Origin of the sequence: Dapis hubbardiae BLCC-M172 (genome assembly GCF_050016015.1) — a bacterium.
Classification (GTDB): domain Bacteria; phylum Cyanobacteriota; class Cyanobacteriia; order Cyanobacteriales; family Microcoleaceae; genus Trichodesmium.
Map to the genome: position 1 here is coordinate 1 of NZ_JBNHEQ010000069.1, position 20,557 is coordinate 20,557.

The following is a 20,557-nucleotide window of genomic DNA, read 5'->3' on the forward strand; positions in this document are numbered from 1 at the left end:
TGCCTTATTCAATCTTAAAGCTTGAATTCTGAAACTTTTTGCTTAATACTTATTTTACAAACAGTCTCTAAAAATATCTACTTTCGGATTCCCGATCATGCAACGCTAAAAATCAAATCAATTATCCCACTATAAAGACATATCTGTAATCGGATGAGAGTAAATGATGATTGGCCAAATCGTAGATAAACGCTATCGTTTTATCCAACCTATAAGTTCAACTATTTTAGGGCAGACATATCTGGCAACAGATACCCACCGTCCAGGTTCACCCCAATGCGTAGTTAGAGAAATTCAACTAGGCAATTTTAACTCTGAAAATAGAGAGGTCATACTATCATTATTTGAAGAAAAAATAGAAAAGATTTATAGCTTGAGTCAACATGAGGGACTACCGAACTTATTAGCTTATTTTGAAGAAAACAATAATATATACTTGGTCGAAGATTATATAGTAGGTCTTTCTATAAGAGAAGAGTTAGCCCAAAATAAACCTTTGTTGGAAGCAGAAGTAATTAATATATTAAAGGAGGTGCTAGAAGTTTTAGTTTTGATTCATAGTCAAGGGGAAACTCATGGGAAAATTAAGCCAGGAAATTTAATTAGACGAATCTTAGATGGAAAATTATTCTTAATTAATTTTGGGTTAGAAAGAGAAATTCAGAGAATTTTAGAATTAAATCAAGAACCATTAATATCAGAAAATTACAACCAAAATAACTCTGATAGCTTACTTTATATACCCTTAGATAAAAATCAGCAGGAACTAGACAAAAAAAGTGATATTTATGCTTTAGGGATAATTGCTATTCAAGCACTAACAGGATTATCACCTCAAGATTTATTGAAGCAAAAACAAGCTAACAATACTCCAGGAATAGAAATACCTTGGCAGAATTTACAAGTATGTTCTCTAGCACTATCAGATATCATTGACAAAATGGTAAATAGTCAAAGTAAACAAAATTATGAGTCAGCAACAGAAGTCTTAACAGAATTAAGTAAGATATCAGTCTCAGTAGATAATCAAATTCTCTCAAAACCAGAAACAATAACTACAAAACCTGAAGCTAGAGAAATTCAATCAACACCACCTCAACCCAAACCCAACAAAAAAAATATATTAATTGTTGGTTCAACATTTATAACAATAGTAGGAGTAGCGATCGCTCTTTGGCAATACCAATTTATAGTCAAAGCAGAAACACTTTATAAGCAAGGTCAAGAATTAGCCAAACAAGGAAAACAACCAGCAGCGATCGCCAACTACACCGAAGCACTGAAACTAAACCCCAAAAATGCCTCCGTTTACTATCAAAGAGGCAACTCTTACTATTCTCAAAGAGCTTATGAAAAAGCAATAAAAGATTATACAACAGCAATTAAAATCAAAGGAAACTATAACGATGCTTATTATCAACGCGCTCTAGTTTATTATGAACTAGATAACAATGAAAAAGCAATTACCGATTTAACGCAAACATTAAGAATCAATCCTAACTATACTAAAGCTTATAACAAACGAGGGCAAATTTACTACGAAATTGGAGACTACAAAAATGCCATCCAAGACTACAGTCAATCAATGAGACTTAATCCCAAAGATAGTAACACCTATATTAATAGAGGAACAGCAAGAGGAACGATAGGAGATCGAGTAGGTGCAATTAGTGACTACACTCAAGCTATCAAATTCAACCCCAATGATGTACAAGCATATCATCATCGAGGTAACTCTCACTTAGAAATGGCAAAATATCAAGATGCGATCGCAGATTACGCACGGGTATTAGAATTAAAACCAGATGATTCAGATGCTTATACAAATAAATGTAGCGCTTATCTAAATCTGGCAAATCATCAAGCTGCGATTTCTAATTGTAACCAAGCAATAAAAATCAATCCTGAAAATGATTTAGCATACAATCATCGATGTATTGCTTATTTTAATCTAGGAGAATATCAGAGAGCAACAGAAGACTGTAGTATTGCTATTGGTATAGACAATAAAAATGCCAAAGCTTACATAAACAGAGGTTTAGCACAGTCTGCTAATGGCTATTTTCAAGCAGCAATAGAAGACTTTACCACAGCAATAAAAATCAATCCTCAAGATGTCCTTGCTTATAATCATAGAGGAATACTTTTCTCAGAAATAGGAAACTATAATCAAGCTATTCAAGATTTTTCCCAGATAATTAAACTCAATCCCAGTAATGCTAAAGCATACTATAATCGAGGAATTATTCTGTATGAATTACAAGAGCTACCAGCAGCAGTAGCAGACTTTCGGGAAAGTGCTAACTTATCTTTAGAACAAGGTAAAATAAAGGATTATCAAAACTCCCTCAATATGATAGAAAAACTGCAATAATTAACTGTTTTAACAAAAAAAATTACCATTTTAAATTATACCTAAAGCTAAAATTTAACTATTTTAAATAAGAGTTTTTGTTCTTATTTATTTTATTTAATATATCATATAAAATAATACCAACTACCAAAAATAGTGAGAGACTTATACCGTTTCACGGAAGTCAGAAGTCATAAGTCATAAGTCAGAAGGGATAATTCGCGTAATTAGGAGTATTCCATAGGAAATCACCCGTACAAAAGGCGGAATTAACTTGACGAAAAACTTTGACAAGACAATAGTTTCCGGCAATTATTTGACATTTAAAGTGGGAAACTATTTGTGACATCCTTAAAGTGAATTGGTATTAATTCATCACTTAATCTACTCTGTATATACCCTGTGCCCTATTCTGACTTAATTTCTCTTGATAGTTAAGAAAAATGGTATAAAATAAATAACATGAACATGATAGGTCAACTGCTAGATGGACGTTACCGCGTCGTTCAAGTCCTGAGTTCTGGTGCTTTTGGACAAACATACTTGGCTGCCGATACTCGTCGCCCTGGGCATCCTCAATGTGTGGTCAAACAACTAAGGGCTCCTGGTAATAGTTTTACGATTGTCAGAACTGCTCACCGTTTGTTCAAGCAAGAAGCAGAAATATTAGAAAAATTAGGAAGACACGATCAAATTCCTTTATTATTAGCTTATTTTGAAGAAAATAATCAATTTTATTTAGTAGAAGAATTTATTCCTGGAACACCATTAAATAAAGAAATTATTCCTGGTAAACCTTGGCAGGAAAAACAAGTAATTCAACTATTATTAGAAATCTTAGAAATTTTAGGATTTGTACATGGACATGAAGTAATTCATCGAGATGTTAACCCATCAAATTTAATTAGACGTCAACCAGATGGAAAATTAGTTTTAATTGACTTTGGTTCGGTGAAAGAAGTTAGTCATCGGATCGCAGAAGCAAACGGAGAAATGCAACGAACTATTGCTACAGGTACCCCCTCCTATATGCCGATCGAACAATTTCAAGGCATTCCTCAATATAATAGCGATCTGTATGCAGTAGGTATGATTGGGATTCAAGCTCTGACAGGTATTCCTAGTGGTGAACTGCCAAAACTACAAGACCTCTCTCCATCAAATCCTAGTGGTATCCTCTGGCGAAATCGCGCACAATGTTCCTCAAATCTAGCGGATATTATGGAGAAAATGGTACATTACCATTACACAAAACGTTACCAGTCTACAGCAGAAGTTGTCAAAGCGCTACAGAAAATTAGCGGTCGCCCCCACAAAATGATGGCGTCAATACCCATAAATGAAAGCAGTATAAATCCTCAAATTCAAACAAGTCGTAAGGGTATAGCATCCAATTCATTATGGTTAGTTGTATTTGGTTTTGCAAGTTTAGGGGTGATAGCAGTGCTGATTGGGATAGTAAGTTTTTTGAATCGTCCTAACCCGATAAAAGCAGAAAGACTATTTGAAAGAGGGGTAGAAAGTGTTAATCAAGGCAATGAACAAGGAGCAATTTCAGCATTTAATCAAGCAATTAAATTGAATCCTGGTCAAGCAGAGTATTTCTACCAACGGGGGAATGCTTATTACAACTTAGAAAATTATCAAAATGCTATTGCTGATTACAGTCAAGCGATTAATCTTAATCCCAGTTATGTTAATGCTTATTTTAACCGAGGGGGAGTTCATTCTGATAACCAAAATTATGCAGGAGCAATTGATGATTTTACCCAGGTGTTGCGCCTGAAACCTCAAGATTCTGAAGCTTATTACAAACGAGGATTTGTTTACTATAAATCCCAAAACTATCCGGCGGCGATTAAAGATTATACTCAAGTTCTGAAACTGCAACCAAATGATATTAATGCTTACCATGCAAGAGGGTTAGCTCGTGCTGCCAATAATGATTTACAAGGAGCAATAGCAGATTACACTGAGATGATTAAAATTGCACCAAAAGAGATAGATGGTTATTATAACAGAGGCAGAACTAGGTTTTTTATGGGAGATTATCAAGGTTCTCTAGATGATTACAATAAAGTTATTGAAATAGATCCTAAAAATGAAGAAGGTTATGCTAATCGTTGTAGCACATACTTGAATTTAGCAGAGTATGAAAACGCTGTATCTGATTGTACTAAAGCAATTGAAATTAACTCTAAAAATTACATTGCTTATAATAATCGATGTATTGCTTATCTAAATTTACAAGAGTATGAAAAATCTGTATCTGACTGCACTGCAACAATTAAACTCGATCCTGAAAATCCTAAAGCTTATACAAATAGAGGTTTAGCTTATGCTACAGCTAATCAACCAGAAAAAGCAATAGAAGATTATACTCAAGCAATAAAATTAAGTCCAAATAATGCTGAAGCTTATGCAAATCGTGCTACTATTTATTCAGAACAAGAAAATTATCAGCAAGCGATCGCCGATTATGCTCAAGCTATTAGACTTAACTCAGAATATGCGGGTGCTTATTACAATAGAGGATTAGTTAGAATTAATATCGGAGATAGAAAAGGAGCAATTAGTGATTTTGAAAAAGCAGCTAAACTTTATTTAGAACAAGGTCGTACAGGGGGTTTTAAAGATGCTAAATATCAAATTGATAGATGGAAATAATTTAGGGAATAGGGAATAGGGAATAGGGGAGTAGGGGAGTAGGGGAGTAGGGGAGTAGGGGAGTAGGGGAGTAGTAAATATCAGAATTATCAACACGCTACTGATAAGTATAGCATTCTTTTTTCAAATTGGTATAACAGACTTTTTCAGGAAACCCTAATTATTAAACATAATAATGTCAAATCAAAAAATTATCACACTCTTAACTGATTTTGGATTCAAAGATGTCTATGTTGGTGTAATGAAAGGTGTAATTTGTCAAATTAATCCTAATCTCAAAATAATCGACCTTACACATGAAATTCCTCCCCAAAATTTATTTGCTGCCAGATTTTGTTTGCAAAATGCTTATCCTTATTTTCCCCCAGAAACAGTTCATGTTGCTGTTGTCGATCCGGGAGTTGGGAGTACAAGAAGAGCGATCACTATTCAACTACCGAATGTTTTTTTAGTCGGACCTGACAATGGTATTTTTAGTGGAGTATTAGAAAATTTAGAAATAGAAAATATTAAGGTAGTTTCCCTTACTAATTCTGAGTATTGGGGTACAAAAATACCGAGTACAACTTTTCATGCTAGAGATATATTTGCTCCTGTTGCTGCTCATCTTGCTAGTGGGGTGAAGTTAGAAAATTTGGGAGAAAAAATTAATCCAGAAAGTTTGGTGAAGTTGCCTTTAAATAATATTACTTTTACAGATTCAGGTATTGCAGGTTGCGTTCAACATATTGACCATTTTGGCAATATAATTACTAATATTTCTAGTAGTTATGTTTTCGGGAAAAATTGGTCGGTTATTGTTAGTAATAATGTTGATTTTTCAGCGGGTAAAACAATTTCTAGTGGTAATACTTATGCTGATTGTAAACCAGGGGAGTTAATTGGAATTATTGGCTCTCATGGTTTTGTAGAAATTGCTGCTAATGGTGGTAGTGCTGAGGATAAACTTAATTTAAAGTATGGGGATAGAGTTGAAATTCATTGGTTTTAAATGAGGAATCAGCAGTTAGCATTGAAGCGACATAGATATAATTGAACTACTTAATATTAAGTAAATAGTAATTATAACTTCAAATCAGGTATTTTGGCAAGATAATTTATATTTAATGCCTGATTTTACCTGGAATGATTGCTGGTAAAAGAATGTGACAAGTAGGAAATAAATTAGTTATACCAATTAGTATTACAGATATTCAGAGAATCACCCAACTCCTTAATCTGCTTCACCTTATATTTTGTTTCTATTTTTCAGTGATTTTTTTGACTTAAGACAGAGGGATATTGCCAGACTTGGTTAGCCTAAATATTATGCTAACTATTTGTGGTTTTTGTCCAAAGTCCAAAATCTACAGATAAAGAAATTAACAGAATTTACGCAGGCGAACCCAGAAACCCGGTTTCTCGTAGATGTCTATTGTTCAAAACAATGATTTACCGTAGAAACCGGGTTTCTTTGCGTATTAAATTATACTCCAAAAAAATATTAATCTTTGTATCAAAATTAAGATAAAATTAATTTTTAAATAAAAAGCACATAATTTATCTAATATCTTGCAAAAACCAAAATAATGTTATCGAACGAGTTTCTAGAAACAATATGGCTAATACCTTGCTATGCCATAACTGGTGCAGTTTTAGCCTTGCCTTGGTCGCCCGGAATTATTAACCGCAGCGGACCAAGACCAGCAGGTTACATCAATTTAATAATGACCTTCATCGCTTTCTTACATGGTTTAATTGCTTTGACAGCAAGTTGGAATCAACCTGCACGAGAATTATCAATACCCTGGCTACAAGTAGCAGAACTCAACATCAATATTTCTGTAGAAATATCCACCCTAACCATTGGGGCGACTATATTAATAACAGGTCTAAACCTCCTCAGCCAAATCTACGCGATCGCCTACATGGAAATGGATTGGGGATGGGCGCGTTTCTACTCCCTACTAGCATTATTCGAAGCGGGAATGTGTGCCTTAGTTTTGTGCAACTCCCTGTTCTGGAGTTACATTATTCTGGAAATTCTCACTCTGGGTACATATTTATTAGTAGGTTTGTGGTATTCTCAACCATTGGTAGTTACGGGAGCAAGAGACGCTTTCTTGACTAAACGGGTTGGAGACTTATTTTTGTTGATGGGAGTAGTCGCTCTATTACCCCTGGCAGGAACTTGGAATTATACGGAACTCGGTGAGTGGGCGAAAACTGCAAATATTGCTCCCACTACTGCTACCCTATTAAGTCTAACTTTAATCGCGGGTCCTCTAGGTAAATGCGCTCAGTTTCCCTTGCATCTGTGGTTAGATGAAGCAATGGAAGGACCGGTACCAAGTACAATTCTCAGAAATTCTGTGGTAGTAGCTGTTGGAGCTTGGGTATTGATTAAGTTGCAACCAGTTTTAGCTTTGTCTCCTGTAGCTTCTACGGTAATGGTAGGAGTGGGAGTGTTTACAGCAGTTTGTGCTTCTTTAATTGCTATTGCCCAAATTGATATGAAGCGAGCGCTCTCTTATTCTGTCAGCGCATACATGGGTTTGGTATTTATTGCGGTTGGCACCGGTCAAGTAAAAACTGCTTTAATATTATTATTCACCTACGCTTGTGCGATGGCTTTGTTGATAATGAGTACGGGTGGAGTAATATTAAATTGTATTAGCCAAGACCTGACTCAATATGGCGGTTTATGGTCTCGTCGCCCTATTTCTGGAATTTCTTATTTAGTCGGTGCTGCGGGATTGGTTGCTTTCCCTCCTTTGGGTGGTTTTTGGGCGTTGTTACAAATGGCAGATCATTTGTGGCAGACTCAACCTTGGTTGGTTGGGGTGTTGTTTGTGGTGAATGGGTTAACTGCTTTTAGTATTATTCGGGAGTTTGGTTTAATTTTCTGTGGTAAAACTAAGCCAATGACTGAGCGATCGCCTGAAGGTTTATGGGCGTTGGTTTTGCCGATGACTATCTTGGCTGGTTTTACATTGCACGTTCCGTTGTTATTAGCAAGTTGGCAGTTATTACCAGATATTGCAACTATTAATAAATCTGTTGCTGGTTTGTTACTGTTATCCAGTGTACTTGGTTTTGGTATTGGTGGGTTGATTTATATAAATGACAAGTGGGAGAAACCAATTAAATTGCCTTACCAAGCAATACAAGACTTTTTTGCTTACGATTTTTACACAGTCAAATTGTATAAAATTACAATTGTTTTTGTAGTGGGTTTAGTATCAAAAATTATTTCTTGGATAGACCGCTATATTGTTGATGGAGTAGTTAATTTAGTTGGTTTCGCGACTATTTTTGGAGGTCAGGGTTTAAAATACAATGTTTCTGGTCAGTCTCAGTTTTATTTGTTGACAATTTTGATTGGTCTTACCCTATTATTAAGTTGGTTAGCTGTCGGTTTATTTTAGAGAAAAAGGGAATAGGGAATAGGGAATAGGGAACAGGGAATAGTAAGCTTTCAAAGGGTTTTTCCTGGGGAAATGCTCCGCAAACAGGATTTATAAATGTCCTAACCTTGGCTTCGACTGCTATATAATCAATAATCAGAATCATAATTAGCAGAATTTACGCTGAGGTACGAAAAACTAGAGCTTGAGATTGCTTCCCTATTGGTCGCAATGACGAAAACACCTTTTTTTGACGATTCTCATACAATTTTCCCTTATATCATGTTCGGATAAACACTAACTATAAAGTCATTGCGACTGGAACGGAGTGGAAGGTTTGCCGAGCATTCCGGAACGGATAGCAATCTCAGGGGTTTGAGATATCTCTTCCATCTATGTCCTAATCATAACTATTTAAACGAACATGATATTATTGATTATTCAATGATTCATAGCTAATTTAATCAATTACAATTTAACAAAAAATTATGCTCAGTGTTTTAATTATCATCCCAATATTAGGGGCAATATTAGTAGGATTTTTTCCAGGAAATATTCCTGCGGAAAAATTACGAAAAGTCACTTTAGCAATAGCCGTATCTCTCATAGTTTGGACTGTACAAATTGCTCTAAAGTTTGACTTAAATAATCCCCATTGGCAATTTCAAGAAACATTTGCTTGGATTCCGCAATTAGGTTTAACCTACAATCTTGGAGTAGACGGTTTATCTTTACCCTTACTTGTCCTCAATTCTGTACTAACATTTATCGTAGTTTATGGCTACGGCAATAATATCGAACGTCCGAAACTTTACTACTCTTTAATTTTGTTGGTAAATGCAGGTGTAGCAGGGGCTTTTCTTTCAGCAAATTTACTACTTTTCGTTCTGTTTTACGAACTAGAATTAATTCCTATCTATTTATTAATAGCAATTTGGGGAAGCGAAAAACGAGGCTATGCAGCAACAAAATTTCTCATCTATACCGCAGTTTCTGGGATTCTTATATTAGCAGGATTTTTAGGCATAACTTGGTTAAGCAATTCTCCTAGTTTTGACTATAACCTCATATCTACCGAATCATTACCCCTAATAACTAAACTTATCTTACTAACAATTCTCTTAGTAGGATTTGGCATCAAAATACCACTGGTACCTCTACATACTTGGTTGCCAGATGCTTACGTTGAATCATCTCCCCCCGTTACCATTTTACTGGGTGGAATATTGGCAAAGTTAGGCACTTACGGATTATTGCGTTTCTGTTTGGGACTATTTCCCCAAACTTGGGAAATAATCGCACCCGGAATGGCAATTATTGGTACCATTAGCGTCTTGTATGGAGCATTAGCAGCGATCGCTCAACAAGACATCAAACGAATGGTGGCTTATAGTTCCATTGGACACATGGGTTACATTATAGTTGCTGCTGCTGCGAATACACCCCTAAGTTTAGTGGGAGCGATCAGTCAAATGGTAGCTCATGGTCTAATTTTAGCGATTCTATTTCATCTGGTGGGTGTAGTAGAAACTAAAGTCGGCACTCGCGAATTATCCGTTTTGAATGGTTTAATGAGTCCGGTGCGGGGTTTACCTTTTACGAGCGCTTTATTAATTATGGGTGGAATGGCAAGTGCAGGTATTCCAGGAATGGTAGGTTTTGCTGCTGAGTTTATTGTGTTTCAGGGCAGTTTTTCTAAGTTTCCAATTCCCACTCTTTTGTGTATTATTGCTAGTGGTTTAACAGCAGTTTATTTTGTTATTTTGTTAAACCGTACTTGTTTCGGCAAACTAGATAATGATACAGCTTATTATCCAAAAGTTATTTGGTCTGAACGTGCGCCTGCTTTGGTATTAGCAGTAGCGATTTTCTTTTTAGGAATTCAACCTACTTGGTTAGTGCGTTGGAGTGAAGAAACTTCAAATTTTTTAGTGCTTAAATCTCAAATAGAAATTCAGTCAATAAGTCAATATATAAAGTAGGGAATAGGGAATAGGGAACAGGGAACAGGGGGTGTTGGTAAATTAAGAGATGAAACTGTAAGGTTTATATTTATTTAATAGCTTTAAATAGCTACGAAATCTTAGAAACCGGGTTTATGTAAAATGCCTACTATACTGACATCTGTCTCCCATAAACCCGGTTTCTTATAAAACTCCGAAGCCAACGGATTTGATATTATTAATTGTTGAACAGATTTTGTGCTAATGATTTAGCAAGGGAGAAATTCCCACTATTCACCAAAGCGTAGAAACCGGGTTTATATAAAATGTCTACTATACTGACATCTGTCTCCCATAAACCCGGTTTCTTATAAAACTCGGAAGCAAACAGATTTGATATTATTAATTGTTGAACAGATTTTGTAGCAATGATTTAGCGATTTAGACGTTACCACTATCCACCGAAAAGTCAATACTAAAAAACATGATACAAACAACAAAACTTCCACCATCTCAACACGAATTTGCTGAAATAATTCACCGCCTCGAAGCAGGTGGTGCAATGTTACCAGATACCCCAGAAAATCTGATGCAAATTATTGGTATTTATAAAGCTTATGCAGTACCAATGGATTTCTATTGGCGCGACTTACTTTATATTGCTGAAAGAGTATTTTTAAACCCTTTACCCTTCTTTAAATACTTCCTGCCAAAGTCATATTTAGACCTACATAATCATTATGCTGGTGATGATGCGGACTTGAGAGTTTGGCGCGGGGAAGCAACAGCTCACCCAGAACTTTTAGCATTTATTGAAAAGGGAGAAACTGGCAAAAAATCTAAGTTGTTACATCACTTATGGCACGACAGAATTAATATGGAATTTGCCGAAGCTTGTATGCGGGCAATGTTTTGGCATCGAGAAATGGGCGGTAAATTTGACCCTTATTTAGATACTTCAGAATATAAAGCAGCAGCCGATAAAGCAATTAAGGCTTATTTTCAAGGTAATCCTGTGATGCTGGGTTTATATAAATTATTTCCAGAAATGTTTATCGAACAGGTAAGACAACTTTCTTATTACAGCAACTTGGGTTTGTTTTGGGAAGTAATGGCTCCTGTATTTTTTGAGATGTTCGATTTATATAACGAAGGAAAATTAACTAGCGTTCCTGAAGCAATGAATTTTCTAGTAAATGGAATTTTTGCTGTAGCTGATCGCCCGATTTATCATCATGTTTATATTCGGGGAGAGTTATATGAAATTATTCCCAAATCTTGTGGTTTTACTTGGTTATTTGAAGCAGCTTTACCTTATGTAGAAGCTGTGTTTTATCGGACTGCTCCTTTCCGGGGTACAAAATCTTATAATGCTCAGGCAAAACAAGTACCAGAAAATCAAAAAGATTTTCATTATGGGATTCTTTATGCTGATGTTTTTCCAGTAGGAAATGCTGGGATTCCACCAACATTATTAATGCAGGATATGCTGCATTTTTTACCGTCCTTTTTAGTGGATTATTACAAACAATATTGTCGGGGGGAAGATGATATGTTGATTCAGTTGGGGATAACTTTTCAACGTTCGATGTATTGTGTAACTTCGGCGGTTATTCAAGCATTAAGACAAGCAACTTTACATCCTTTAGATGACCCAGATCTAGAACATTTAAAAGCAAATCGTGACTTTTTTGAAACACAATTAGACAGGTTTAAACGTCCAGAAGCTCGGTTGCGGAATATTCAGAGTCAAGATTATCGTTGATATAGCGTTACGCGCTAGGGAATAGGGAACAGTTGGAAAAGTGTTTCCTAGTCTAAGATTTATCATCAGTCTATGTCCTAATTGCCCTGGCTGTTGCTATAACATTTTTTAGATAATTTATATAAAATCCGGGTAATTAGTTATCCTAGCACTGAGGACTCATATAACATCTGGATAATTACTATACCCAAGTCATTGCGACTGGAACGGAGTGGAAGGAAGCAATCTCCTAGGTTTAGGAGATTGCTTCCTATCGTCGCAATGACGACTATGAGTTAGGAAAAAAAAGATTTCAACTTAGAAAGAGTCATTAGTTTTGGGATAACTATATAACCGGATTTTATAGAACTGATTTGGTATCTATTTAAAATTTTACTTCTGCATTTTGCACTTTTGCCTTGCGTGTAGCGCTGTAACCTACGCTTCAATTATTTCTTTTAAAAATTCAGCCAGTTTTTGTAAATAATTCTGCTCATGTTCGAGCAACCAATTGGTAATTTCTAGAGAATGTTTTGTTTTCTGATACTCAACAGTTTTATTAGAGAATTTAAGAAAAATGTCTTCGATTAATTTAGCTCCATCTACTTTAGATTCCCATTTTTTCTCCTTAGCTTCATCAATATACTTTTGTATATCGGTTAAAGTTATTTCAACGGATGGCTTTTCTTGTTTTAATACCTCCAAGATTGCTTGAGGATCGGGTGAAAAATTCTCATTGGTATTGGTAATTTTTTGATAGTGTTTTATTTTATGATACTTAACAGAGAATTTAGAGAAAATTTTACTAATTAGGTCATCTCTATCTTCTTGAGATTCAAATAATTTATCATTTTTGTTCTTATCTTCATCAATATAATTTTTTATATCCGCTACAGCTATTTCAAGACATGGATTTTCTTGTTTTAATACCTCGAAAATTGCTTGAGGATGGAGTAAATAATTCTCATAATTACAACGTGGTAAAAACTTGACTTTTTCCTTACCCATTTCACAAATATATTGCCTGTCTTTTGCCTTTCTATTTTCACTATCTAATATAAACCCAATAGCTGGAGGAAATAAAGTATTTCCGCCACTCAATTTATCATAAATATCGAAAATAATACGAGCGTTTTTCCTTTCTAAACGTCCGGTATCTTTTACTGCCATAATTTGTATACCTTTCATTGAAAGATAACCAAATTCTTCTGAGGTTCGGGGAAAACAACGTTCTTCTGTCGGGCCTTCTACCCACAAAATTGCATCGGCACCAAATACATCGGATAAACTTACTCCTAATTCTATGAAAAGGGCGCGTAATTCTGTTGTTTCTTTTGAGTTAATAATTTTAGTTTTAGTTTCACCTTCAGAATAAGATAATTGTAAAATTGTTGAGGGGTTAGCTTCGGAAATAACTATGGGTGAATGGGTGGCTATAAAGTATTGGTGTTGGGGAAATTCTTTAAAAATATTTATTAATTTCCTAATCAAACTTGGGTGTAGAAATGATTGAGGTTCATCAATAATAATAATTTTTGGTTCTGAGGCAGTTACTACTACATAAAGTATGGCTAAAACTTGGCTAACTCCTGTTCCACAGTCTGCTAATTTTAGTGCTAAATCTTCTTCATCTTCTTCTAATGCTTCTGGAGACCAAACTAAAACTTCCAAGTAATCTTGATAAGTACTAGAATCTTTCTTTTGAATACGAGCAGAAACTTCTTTGATTTCTGGAAACATCATATTTACATATTTATTGAATTTTTTATAAGTCTTTCTTTTACCCCGCAACTGAATTTGATTAATAACTTCAGCTAAATTACTAGCATCCGGCTCAAGTATTAAGCTATCCCCAGAAAGACAACTACCAATATGAAATCGTTCAGAATTAAATCTGTATGTTTTTCTTTGAAATTCATTAAATATAATTTTAGGAAAGTACTTTTTGGGGTATGCAGATATTTCTATTCCTTCCCCCAGCTTAGGTTTTTCTGTTTTTTTTGTTTCAAGACAAAATACTGTTTTTTTAAGTGGATGAGCAAGAGACAATTCAGGCTCTGAACTATTAACTAATTGATATAAATTTATATCTTGTGGAAAATCTGAGATAACTATACTAGGTTTATTACCAAATTCACGGTTATAATTGGAGACAGTAACTTCTATCTGTTTAGTCTTATCCAGCCATTCCTGATAAATAGTGAAAGCATTTTCATCATAAACATCAATTTCTTTTTCATCGATAAATGTAGAAATTTCTGAATTTTTCAACCTGAAAGTAATATTAGCAACTGACTCATCAGGCAAGTCTGAGTCAGGAATATCTCTCATTCTAATATTAAGATAAGGATTATCTTTAAACTCTAATCCCAGACTTTCCAATAGAGCTGTTTTACCAGAATTATTCGTACCAACAATAATATTAATACCTGGCTGAAACTCTAACCAACCAGAATCTCGAAACGACTTATAATTCAATATCTGAAATTTGGAAATATACATACTAATCACCTCAAAATTTCAACAAAAAAATTGCTATATAACTTTCTCTAACAACACAAACAGTTATTGTACTACAGTAAAAATACTTTGTGTGGTATAATGAAAATTTCTAGTTTTACTGAAAACTAATAACAACCCTCGCAAACTATAAAAAAATTACAGCTATTATTCTCCATCTTTCCTAGAACTGGAAATCAAAAAAACTGGGAAATTATAGCGCTACGCATTAAGGTTAGGAAATTTATACATCCTGTTTGCGGAGCATTTCCGCAGGAAAAACCCTTTAACACTTTACTATTCCCTATTCCCTATTCCCTATTCCCTAGCGCTACGCGCTATACAATTAAACAAACCAAGTAAAATCAGGTGGCAGTCATCAAATCCTATGGCCATTAATATAAATTCGGCTCCCACAAAGTTTATTAACTCCCCTATCAAAGTGAGCAGACGCATACCTCTACGAGCTATTTTAATAGTACCTTTCGTCGTTCAAATTTTTGGGGCAGTAGGTTTAACAGGATGGCTCTCTCTACGCAATGGCCAGCAAGCAGTTAATGAAGTCACAACTCAATTAAGAAATGAAGTTAGTAGTCGGATTCAGGATACATTGAAAAATTACTTAGAAGCGCCTCGTGTTATTGCTCAAATTAATCAAAATGCAATTAATTTAGGTCATTTGAATATTCAGGATACAGCTAGTTTAACTCAGCAATTTTGGGGGCAAAGATTTTTATTTGATTCAGTTAATGTTTCTGCAATTTATTTTGGTGGCGCTGAGGGAGAATTTATTGGTTTAGGATTTCAAAATAATAATCAATGGGAAATTGGGAGAGCTGGTAAATCTACAAAAGGAAAATTTCATAGTATTGGAATTGATAGTCAGGGAAACCCTACAGAATTATTAGAAATTGGCAATGATTATGACCCTAGAATTAGACCTTGGTATAAAAATGCAGTCGAGGCAAAGAAAGCAACTTGGAGTGATATTTATGCTGACTTTAAAGAACTGAGACTTAAAGTAACTTTAGTTCAACCTATTTATCAAAATAATAATCAATTAATAGGAGTAGTTGGGGTTGATTTTGTTCTTTCTCATATTAGGGAATTTCTCCAAAATTTGACAATTGGTAAATCAGGACAAACTTTCATTATTGAACGTTCTGGATTTTTAGTTGCTTCTTCTACTTCCCAAAAACCATTTAGTTTGAAAGAACAGGAAGTTAGAAGAATAAAAGCAGAAAATGTTGATAATTATCGAATTAGGAATACAGCTAATTATTTAAGAGAATATTTCGGTGACTTTGGCAAAATTGACCAATCACAACAATTAGAATTTAAACTAAATGGCGAACGACAATTTTTACAAGTAGTGCCTTTTTCTGATGGAGAAAATTTAGATTGGTTAATTGTAGTTGTGGTTCCAGAAGCAGATTTTATGGATCAAATTAATGTTAATACTCGTACCACAATTAAATTGTGCTTAATTGCTTTATTTGTTGCCACAATAGTAGGAATTTTAACTTCTCGTTGGATTAGTTATCCTGTTATGCTCTTAAGTGATGCAAGTAGAGAAATTGCCAGAGGAAAACTTAATCAAAAAATTGAAGTCAAAATAGTTAATGAATTGGAGGTATTAGCAGAATCTTTTAACTTAATGGCACAGCAATTACAAGATTCTTTTATTAATCTAGAAAAAACTAATGCTGAGTTAGAACAAAGAGTAGAAGAAAGAACAGCAGCACTACGGCAGTCAGAAGAAAAATTTGCTTTAGCTTTTCAGGCAAGTCCAGATGTAATTACTATTAGTAATCTTGCCGATGGTAGATTAATTGAAGTCAATGAAAGCTTTATTCAAACTACAGGTTATAGTCGTCAAGAAGTCATTGGTAAAACAGCATTAGAACTGAATTTATGGGGAAATATTGAAGAGCGAATTCGCATTTTTACAATATTAGAAACTCAAGGTAAAATTCGCAATCAAGAGATTAAGTTTAAGCTAAAGTCAGGACAAATTGGAGTTGGGTTATTATCAGGAGAAGTTATTTGCCTGGATGAGAAATCTTGCTTACTTTTAATAGTTAAAGATATCACAGAACGTCAAGAAGCAGCAGAAGCATTACAAGCAGCAGAAGCAAAATATCGTAGTATCTTTGAAAATTCTATTGAGGGTATTTTTCAAACTACACCTGACGGTTTTTTCTTAAGTGCTAATCCAGCTTTAGCAAGAATGTATGGTTATTCTGACTGTTCACAATTAATTACTAATATTACTAATATTCAACAACAACTATATGTTAACCCTAACCGCAGACAAGAATTTATTGATGCTATTAATAAAGATGGGGAAATATCAAATTTTGAATCTCAAGTTTATCGTTCTGATGGTAGTATAATTTGGATTTGTGAAAAAGCTCGTGCTGTCCGTAATTTTAATGGAGAATTACTTTATTATGAAGGTACTGTGGAAGATATTACTCTTCGCCAAGAAGCAGAAACAGCATTACACGCAGAACAAGAAAAGTCAGAGCGTTTGCTGATGAATATTTTACCAGAACCTATTGCATTTCGACTGAAACAGGATACCAGTGCTATAGCTGATTATTTTGAAGAATCAACAATTTTGTTTTCTGATATTGTTGGTTTTACTCCTCTATCTGCCAGAATTTCTCCCATAGAATTAGTTAATTTGCTGAATCAAATATTTTCTAAATTTGACCATATTGCTGAATTCTATGGTTTAGAGAAAATCAAGACTATTGGAGATGCTTATATGGTAGCAAGTGGGTTGCCAGTACCAAAAAAAAATCATGCCGAAGCGATCGCTAATATGGCATTAGATATGCAGCAAGAAATTATTAAATTTACAACAGATATTGGTCAGCAATTTGAAATTAGAATTGGTATTAATTCTGGTCCTGTAGTAGCAGGTGTAATTGGTAAAAAGAAATTTATTTATGATTTGTGGGGAGATGCTGTGAATGTAGCTTCGAGAATGGAATCATCTGGAGAGGCGGGAAAAATTCAAGTTACAACTGCAACTTATGAACTATTAAAAGATAAGTATATATTTGAAGAAAGGGGAATAATTACTGTTAAGGGTAGAGGTAAAATGGTTACTTATTGGTTACTAGGAAAAAAGTAGAGTGTGGGAAATATTTTTAATCTTTTCTGTGCTTTTTCTTTCCCCCCAGGAGTTACGGAGGCTAACCCATAAACCTGTTTTTTTCGTGAATATTAATGATTAAAAACAACGATTTATCCTAAAAAATCGGTTTCTTGCCGTAAGTTATGACTATAGATAAATAACTAATAACTAATAATTTACTTTGTGTGGTTTAAATTGAAAACTATAGCAATCAGTTGTGATTTGTGAGATATTTAAGAATCATTAATATCAGTCAAAATTCTTTTGTATTCTGACTCCTGACTCCTGACTCATGACTCCTAATTCCCACCAAAATATCACATCTGATTCCTGATTGCTATATAGTTTGACTTAAAAATAATAACAACCCTCAAAAACTATCAAAAAATTCCAGGTATTATTTTCCATCTTTCCTAGAAGTAGAAATAAAAAAAATGAGAAGTTACTATTATCCAAATTATAGTCATTTCAAATAAGTATGGAAAACTTGTTCTTCTGAAAGTATCTTATAGCAATAAATACTTGTCTCAATCTCAATTAAAATGACTATAAACAAAATCAAGTGACAGTCATAAAATCCTATGGCCATAAATAGAAATCCCGCTCCTACAAACTTTATTTCCTCGATTAAAGTCAGCATACGCATACCTCTAAGAGCTATTTTAATAGTACCTTTTGTAGTTCAAATTTTTGCGGCAGTAGGTTTAACAGGATGGCTATCTCTACGCAATGGCCAGCAAGCAGTTAATGAAGTCACAACTCAATTAAGAAATGAAATTACTACCCGGATTCAGGAAAAACTAAAAAATTACTTAGAAGTGCCTCCAATTATTGCTCAAATTAATCAGGATCATATTAATTTAGGTAATTTTAATATTCAGGATACAGCTAGTGTTGCTCGGGAATTTTGGCGACAAAAATCTTTATTTGATTCAGTTAATATTTCTGGCATTTATTTTGGTGACACTGAGGGAGAATTTGTTGGTTTATTTAGAACTGGTAATCAATGGCGAATTGATACAGCTGGTAAATCTACAAAAGGAAAATTGCAAAATTATGGAATTGATAGTCAGGGAAACCCTATAGAATTATTAGAAATTCGCAATGCTTATGACCCCAGAATTAGACCTTGGTATAAGACTGCAATAGAGGCAAAGAAACAAACCTGGAGTGATATTTATCTTGGCTTTAGAAGAGACAAAATTAGAGTAGCTTTAGTTCAACCTGTTTATCAAGATAATAATCAACTTATAGGAGTAGTTGCAGTTGATTTTATTCTTTCCCACATCAGAGAATTTCTCCAAAGTTTGAAAATTGGTAAGTCGGGACAAACTTTTATTATGGAACGTTCTGGATTGTTAGTTGCTTCTTCTACTTCCCAAAAACCATTTAGTTCAAAGGCAGATAAAATCACAAGAATTAAAGCGGAAAATGTTGATAATTATCTAATTAGTAATACAGCCAAATATTTGAGAGAATATTTCGGTGACTTTAGCAAAATTAACCAGTCAGAACAATTAGAATTTAAACTAAATGGCGAGCGACAATTTTTACAAGTCTTACCTTTTTCTAATGGCAATAATTTAGATTGGTTAATTGTAGTTGTGGTTCCAGAAGCAGATTTTATGGAGAAAATTAATGTTAATACTCGTACCACAATTAAATTATGTTTGATAGCTTTATTGGTAGCAACGATAGTAGGAATTTTAACCTCTCGTTGGATTAGTTATCCTGTGATGCTCTTAAGTGCTGCAAGCAGAGAAATTGCAGGAGGTAAACTCAACCAAAAAATAGAAGTCACAAGAGTGAATGAATTAGAGATATTAGCAGAATCTTTTAATTTAATGGCACAGCAATTACAAGAATCTTTTATTGAGTTGGAGAAAACTAATACTGAGTTAGAAAAACGAGTGGAAGAAAGGACTGCAGAACTACAAGAGTCACAAGAAAAGTCAGAGCGTTTACTGATGAATATTTTGCCAGAATCTATTGCATTTAAACTCAAACATGATACCAGTGCCATAGCTGATTATTTTCAAGAATCAACAATTTTGTTTTCTGATATTGTTGGTTTTACTCCTCTATCTGCCAGAATTTCTCCCATAGAATTAGTTAATTTGCTGAATCAAATATTTTCTAAATTTGACCATATTGCTGAATTCTATGGTTTAGAGAAAATCAAGACTATTGGAGATGCTTATATGGTAGCAAGTGGGTTGCCAGTACCAAAAAAAAATCATGCCGAAGCGATCGCTAATATGGCATTAGATATGCAGCAAGAAATTATTAAATTTACAACAGATATTGGTCAGCAATTTGAAATTAGAATTGGTATTAATTCTGGTCCTGTAGTAGCAGGTGTAATTGGTAAAAAGAAATTTATTTATGATTTGTGGGGAGATGCTGTGAATGTAGCTTCGAGAATGGAATCATCTGGAGAGGCGGGAAAAATTCAAGTTACAACTGCAACTTATGAACTATTAAAAGATAAGTATATATTTGAAGAAAGGGGAATAATTACTGTTAAGGGTAGAGGGAAAATGGTTACTTATTGGTTGCAAGGGAAAAAGTAGAGTGTGGGAAGGGTGGGGAGATGGGGAGTGTGGGAAGGGTGGGGAGGGTGGAGAAACAAAACAATTGATGATTTGCTTATCCGGAAATGATATTAAGATAAAAGACTGATATAGCAATATCAAATCATTCGTGAGAAAAAACTGTAGGGGTTTGGTCTCCAAATCCCTTGGCGTTTGGGTTTGGAGACCAAACCCAAACGAGCAAATCTTACCGAATAATTAATAATTATTAATGAAATAATTC

9 protein-coding genes are annotated in these 20,557 nt (G+C 34.3%); 8 read left to right on the top strand and 1 reads right to left on the bottom strand.

The window, feature by feature from the left end; all coding sequences use genetic code 11:
- The first annotated feature begins 163 nt into the window (after positions 1-163).
- From ACP6PK_RS06865 to ACP6PK_RS06890, 6 genes are all read left to right on the top strand, one after another.
- On the top strand, positions 164-2,374 hold the full coding sequence (locus ACP6PK_RS06865) for a tetratricopeptide repeat protein (protein ID WP_426558903.1): 2,211 nt from the start codon (positions 164-166) through the stop codon (positions 2,372-2,374).
- Positions 2,375-2,815: 441 nt separating this feature from the next.
- A complete protein-coding gene (locus tag ACP6PK_RS06870; protein ID WP_426558905.1) occupies positions 2,816-5,020 on the top strand; it encodes a tetratricopeptide repeat protein in 2,205 nt (734 codons plus the stop codon).
- Between the two features lie 175 nt (positions 5,021-5,195).
- The gene (locus tag ACP6PK_RS06875) at positions 5,196-6,011 is read left to right on the top strand and encodes an SAM hydrolase/SAM-dependent halogenase family protein (protein ID WP_426558907.1); all 816 of its coding nucleotides are present in this window, start codon (positions 5,196-5,198) and stop codon (positions 6,009-6,011) included.
- A 577-nt stretch (positions 6,012-6,588) separates the two neighbouring features.
- The gene (locus tag ACP6PK_RS06880) at positions 6,589-8,427 is read left to right on the top strand and encodes an NAD(P)H-quinone oxidoreductase subunit F (protein WP_426558909.1); all 1,839 of its coding nucleotides are present in this window, start codon (positions 6,589-6,591) and stop codon (positions 8,425-8,427) included.
- Between the two features lie 467 nt (positions 8,428-8,894).
- The gene (locus ACP6PK_RS06885; RefSeq protein ID WP_426558911.1) at positions 8,895-10,388 is read left to right on the top strand and encodes an NADH-quinone oxidoreductase subunit M; all 1,494 of its coding nucleotides are present in this window, start codon (positions 8,895-8,897) and stop codon (positions 10,386-10,388) included.
- A gap of 445 nt (positions 10,389-10,833) precedes the next feature.
- Entirely contained in the window at positions 10,834-12,114 is a 1,281-nt protein-coding gene (locus ACP6PK_RS06890; RefSeq protein ID WP_426558913.1) for a CO2 hydration protein, read from the top strand.
- Positions 12,115-12,531: 417 nt separating this feature from the next.
- On the opposite strand, the gene ACP6PK_RS06895 is transcribed toward ACP6PK_RS06890, so the two are convergent.
- Entirely contained in the window at positions 12,532-14,595 is a 2,064-nt protein-coding gene (locus ACP6PK_RS06895; protein WP_426558915.1) for an ATP-dependent nuclease, read from the bottom strand.
- 385 nt (positions 14,596-14,980) lie between these two features.
- Here ACP6PK_RS06895 and ACP6PK_RS06900 point away from each other — a divergent pair, with 385 nt between their 5' ends.
- Complete coding sequence (locus ACP6PK_RS06900; RefSeq protein ID WP_426558917.1) at positions 14,981-17,737, top strand: adenylate/guanylate cyclase domain-containing protein; 2,757 nt, start codon at positions 14,981-14,983, stop codon at positions 17,735-17,737.
- Between the two features lie 584 nt (positions 17,738-18,321).
- A complete protein-coding gene (locus ACP6PK_RS06905) occupies positions 18,322-20,313 on the top strand; it encodes an adenylate/guanylate cyclase domain-containing protein (protein WP_426558919.1) in 1,992 nt (663 codons plus the stop codon).
- Positions 20,314-20,557: the final 244 nt, after the last annotated feature.

Coding starts and splice junctions, on each gene's coding strand:
- ACP6PK_RS06885 (WP_426558911.1), top strand. CDS start 8,895: ATGCTCAGTGTTTTAATTATCATCCCAATATTAGGGGCAATATTAGTA.
- ACP6PK_RS06890 (WP_426558913.1), top strand. CDS start 10,834: ATGATACAAACAACAAAACTTCCACCATCTCAACACGAATTTGCTGAA.
- ACP6PK_RS06895 (WP_426558915.1), bottom strand. CDS start 14,595: ATGTATATTTCCAAATTTCAGATATTGAATTATAAGTCGTTTCGAGAT.
- ACP6PK_RS06900 (WP_426558917.1), top strand. CDS start 14,981: ATGGCCATTAATATAAATTCGGCTCCCACAAAGTTTATTAACTCCCCT.
- ACP6PK_RS06865 (WP_426558903.1), top strand. CDS start 164: ATGATGATTGGCCAAATCGTAGATAAACGCTATCGTTTTATCCAACCT.
- ACP6PK_RS06870 (WP_426558905.1), top strand. CDS start 2,816: ATGAACATGATAGGTCAACTGCTAGATGGACGTTACCGCGTCGTTCAA.
- ACP6PK_RS06905 (WP_426558919.1), top strand. CDS start 18,322: ATGGCCATAAATAGAAATCCCGCTCCTACAAACTTTATTTCCTCGATT.
- ACP6PK_RS06880 (WP_426558909.1), top strand. CDS start 6,589: ATGTTATCGAACGAGTTTCTAGAAACAATATGGCTAATACCTTGCTAT.
- ACP6PK_RS06875 (WP_426558907.1), top strand. CDS start 5,196: ATGTCAAATCAAAAAATTATCACACTCTTAACTGATTTTGGATTCAAA.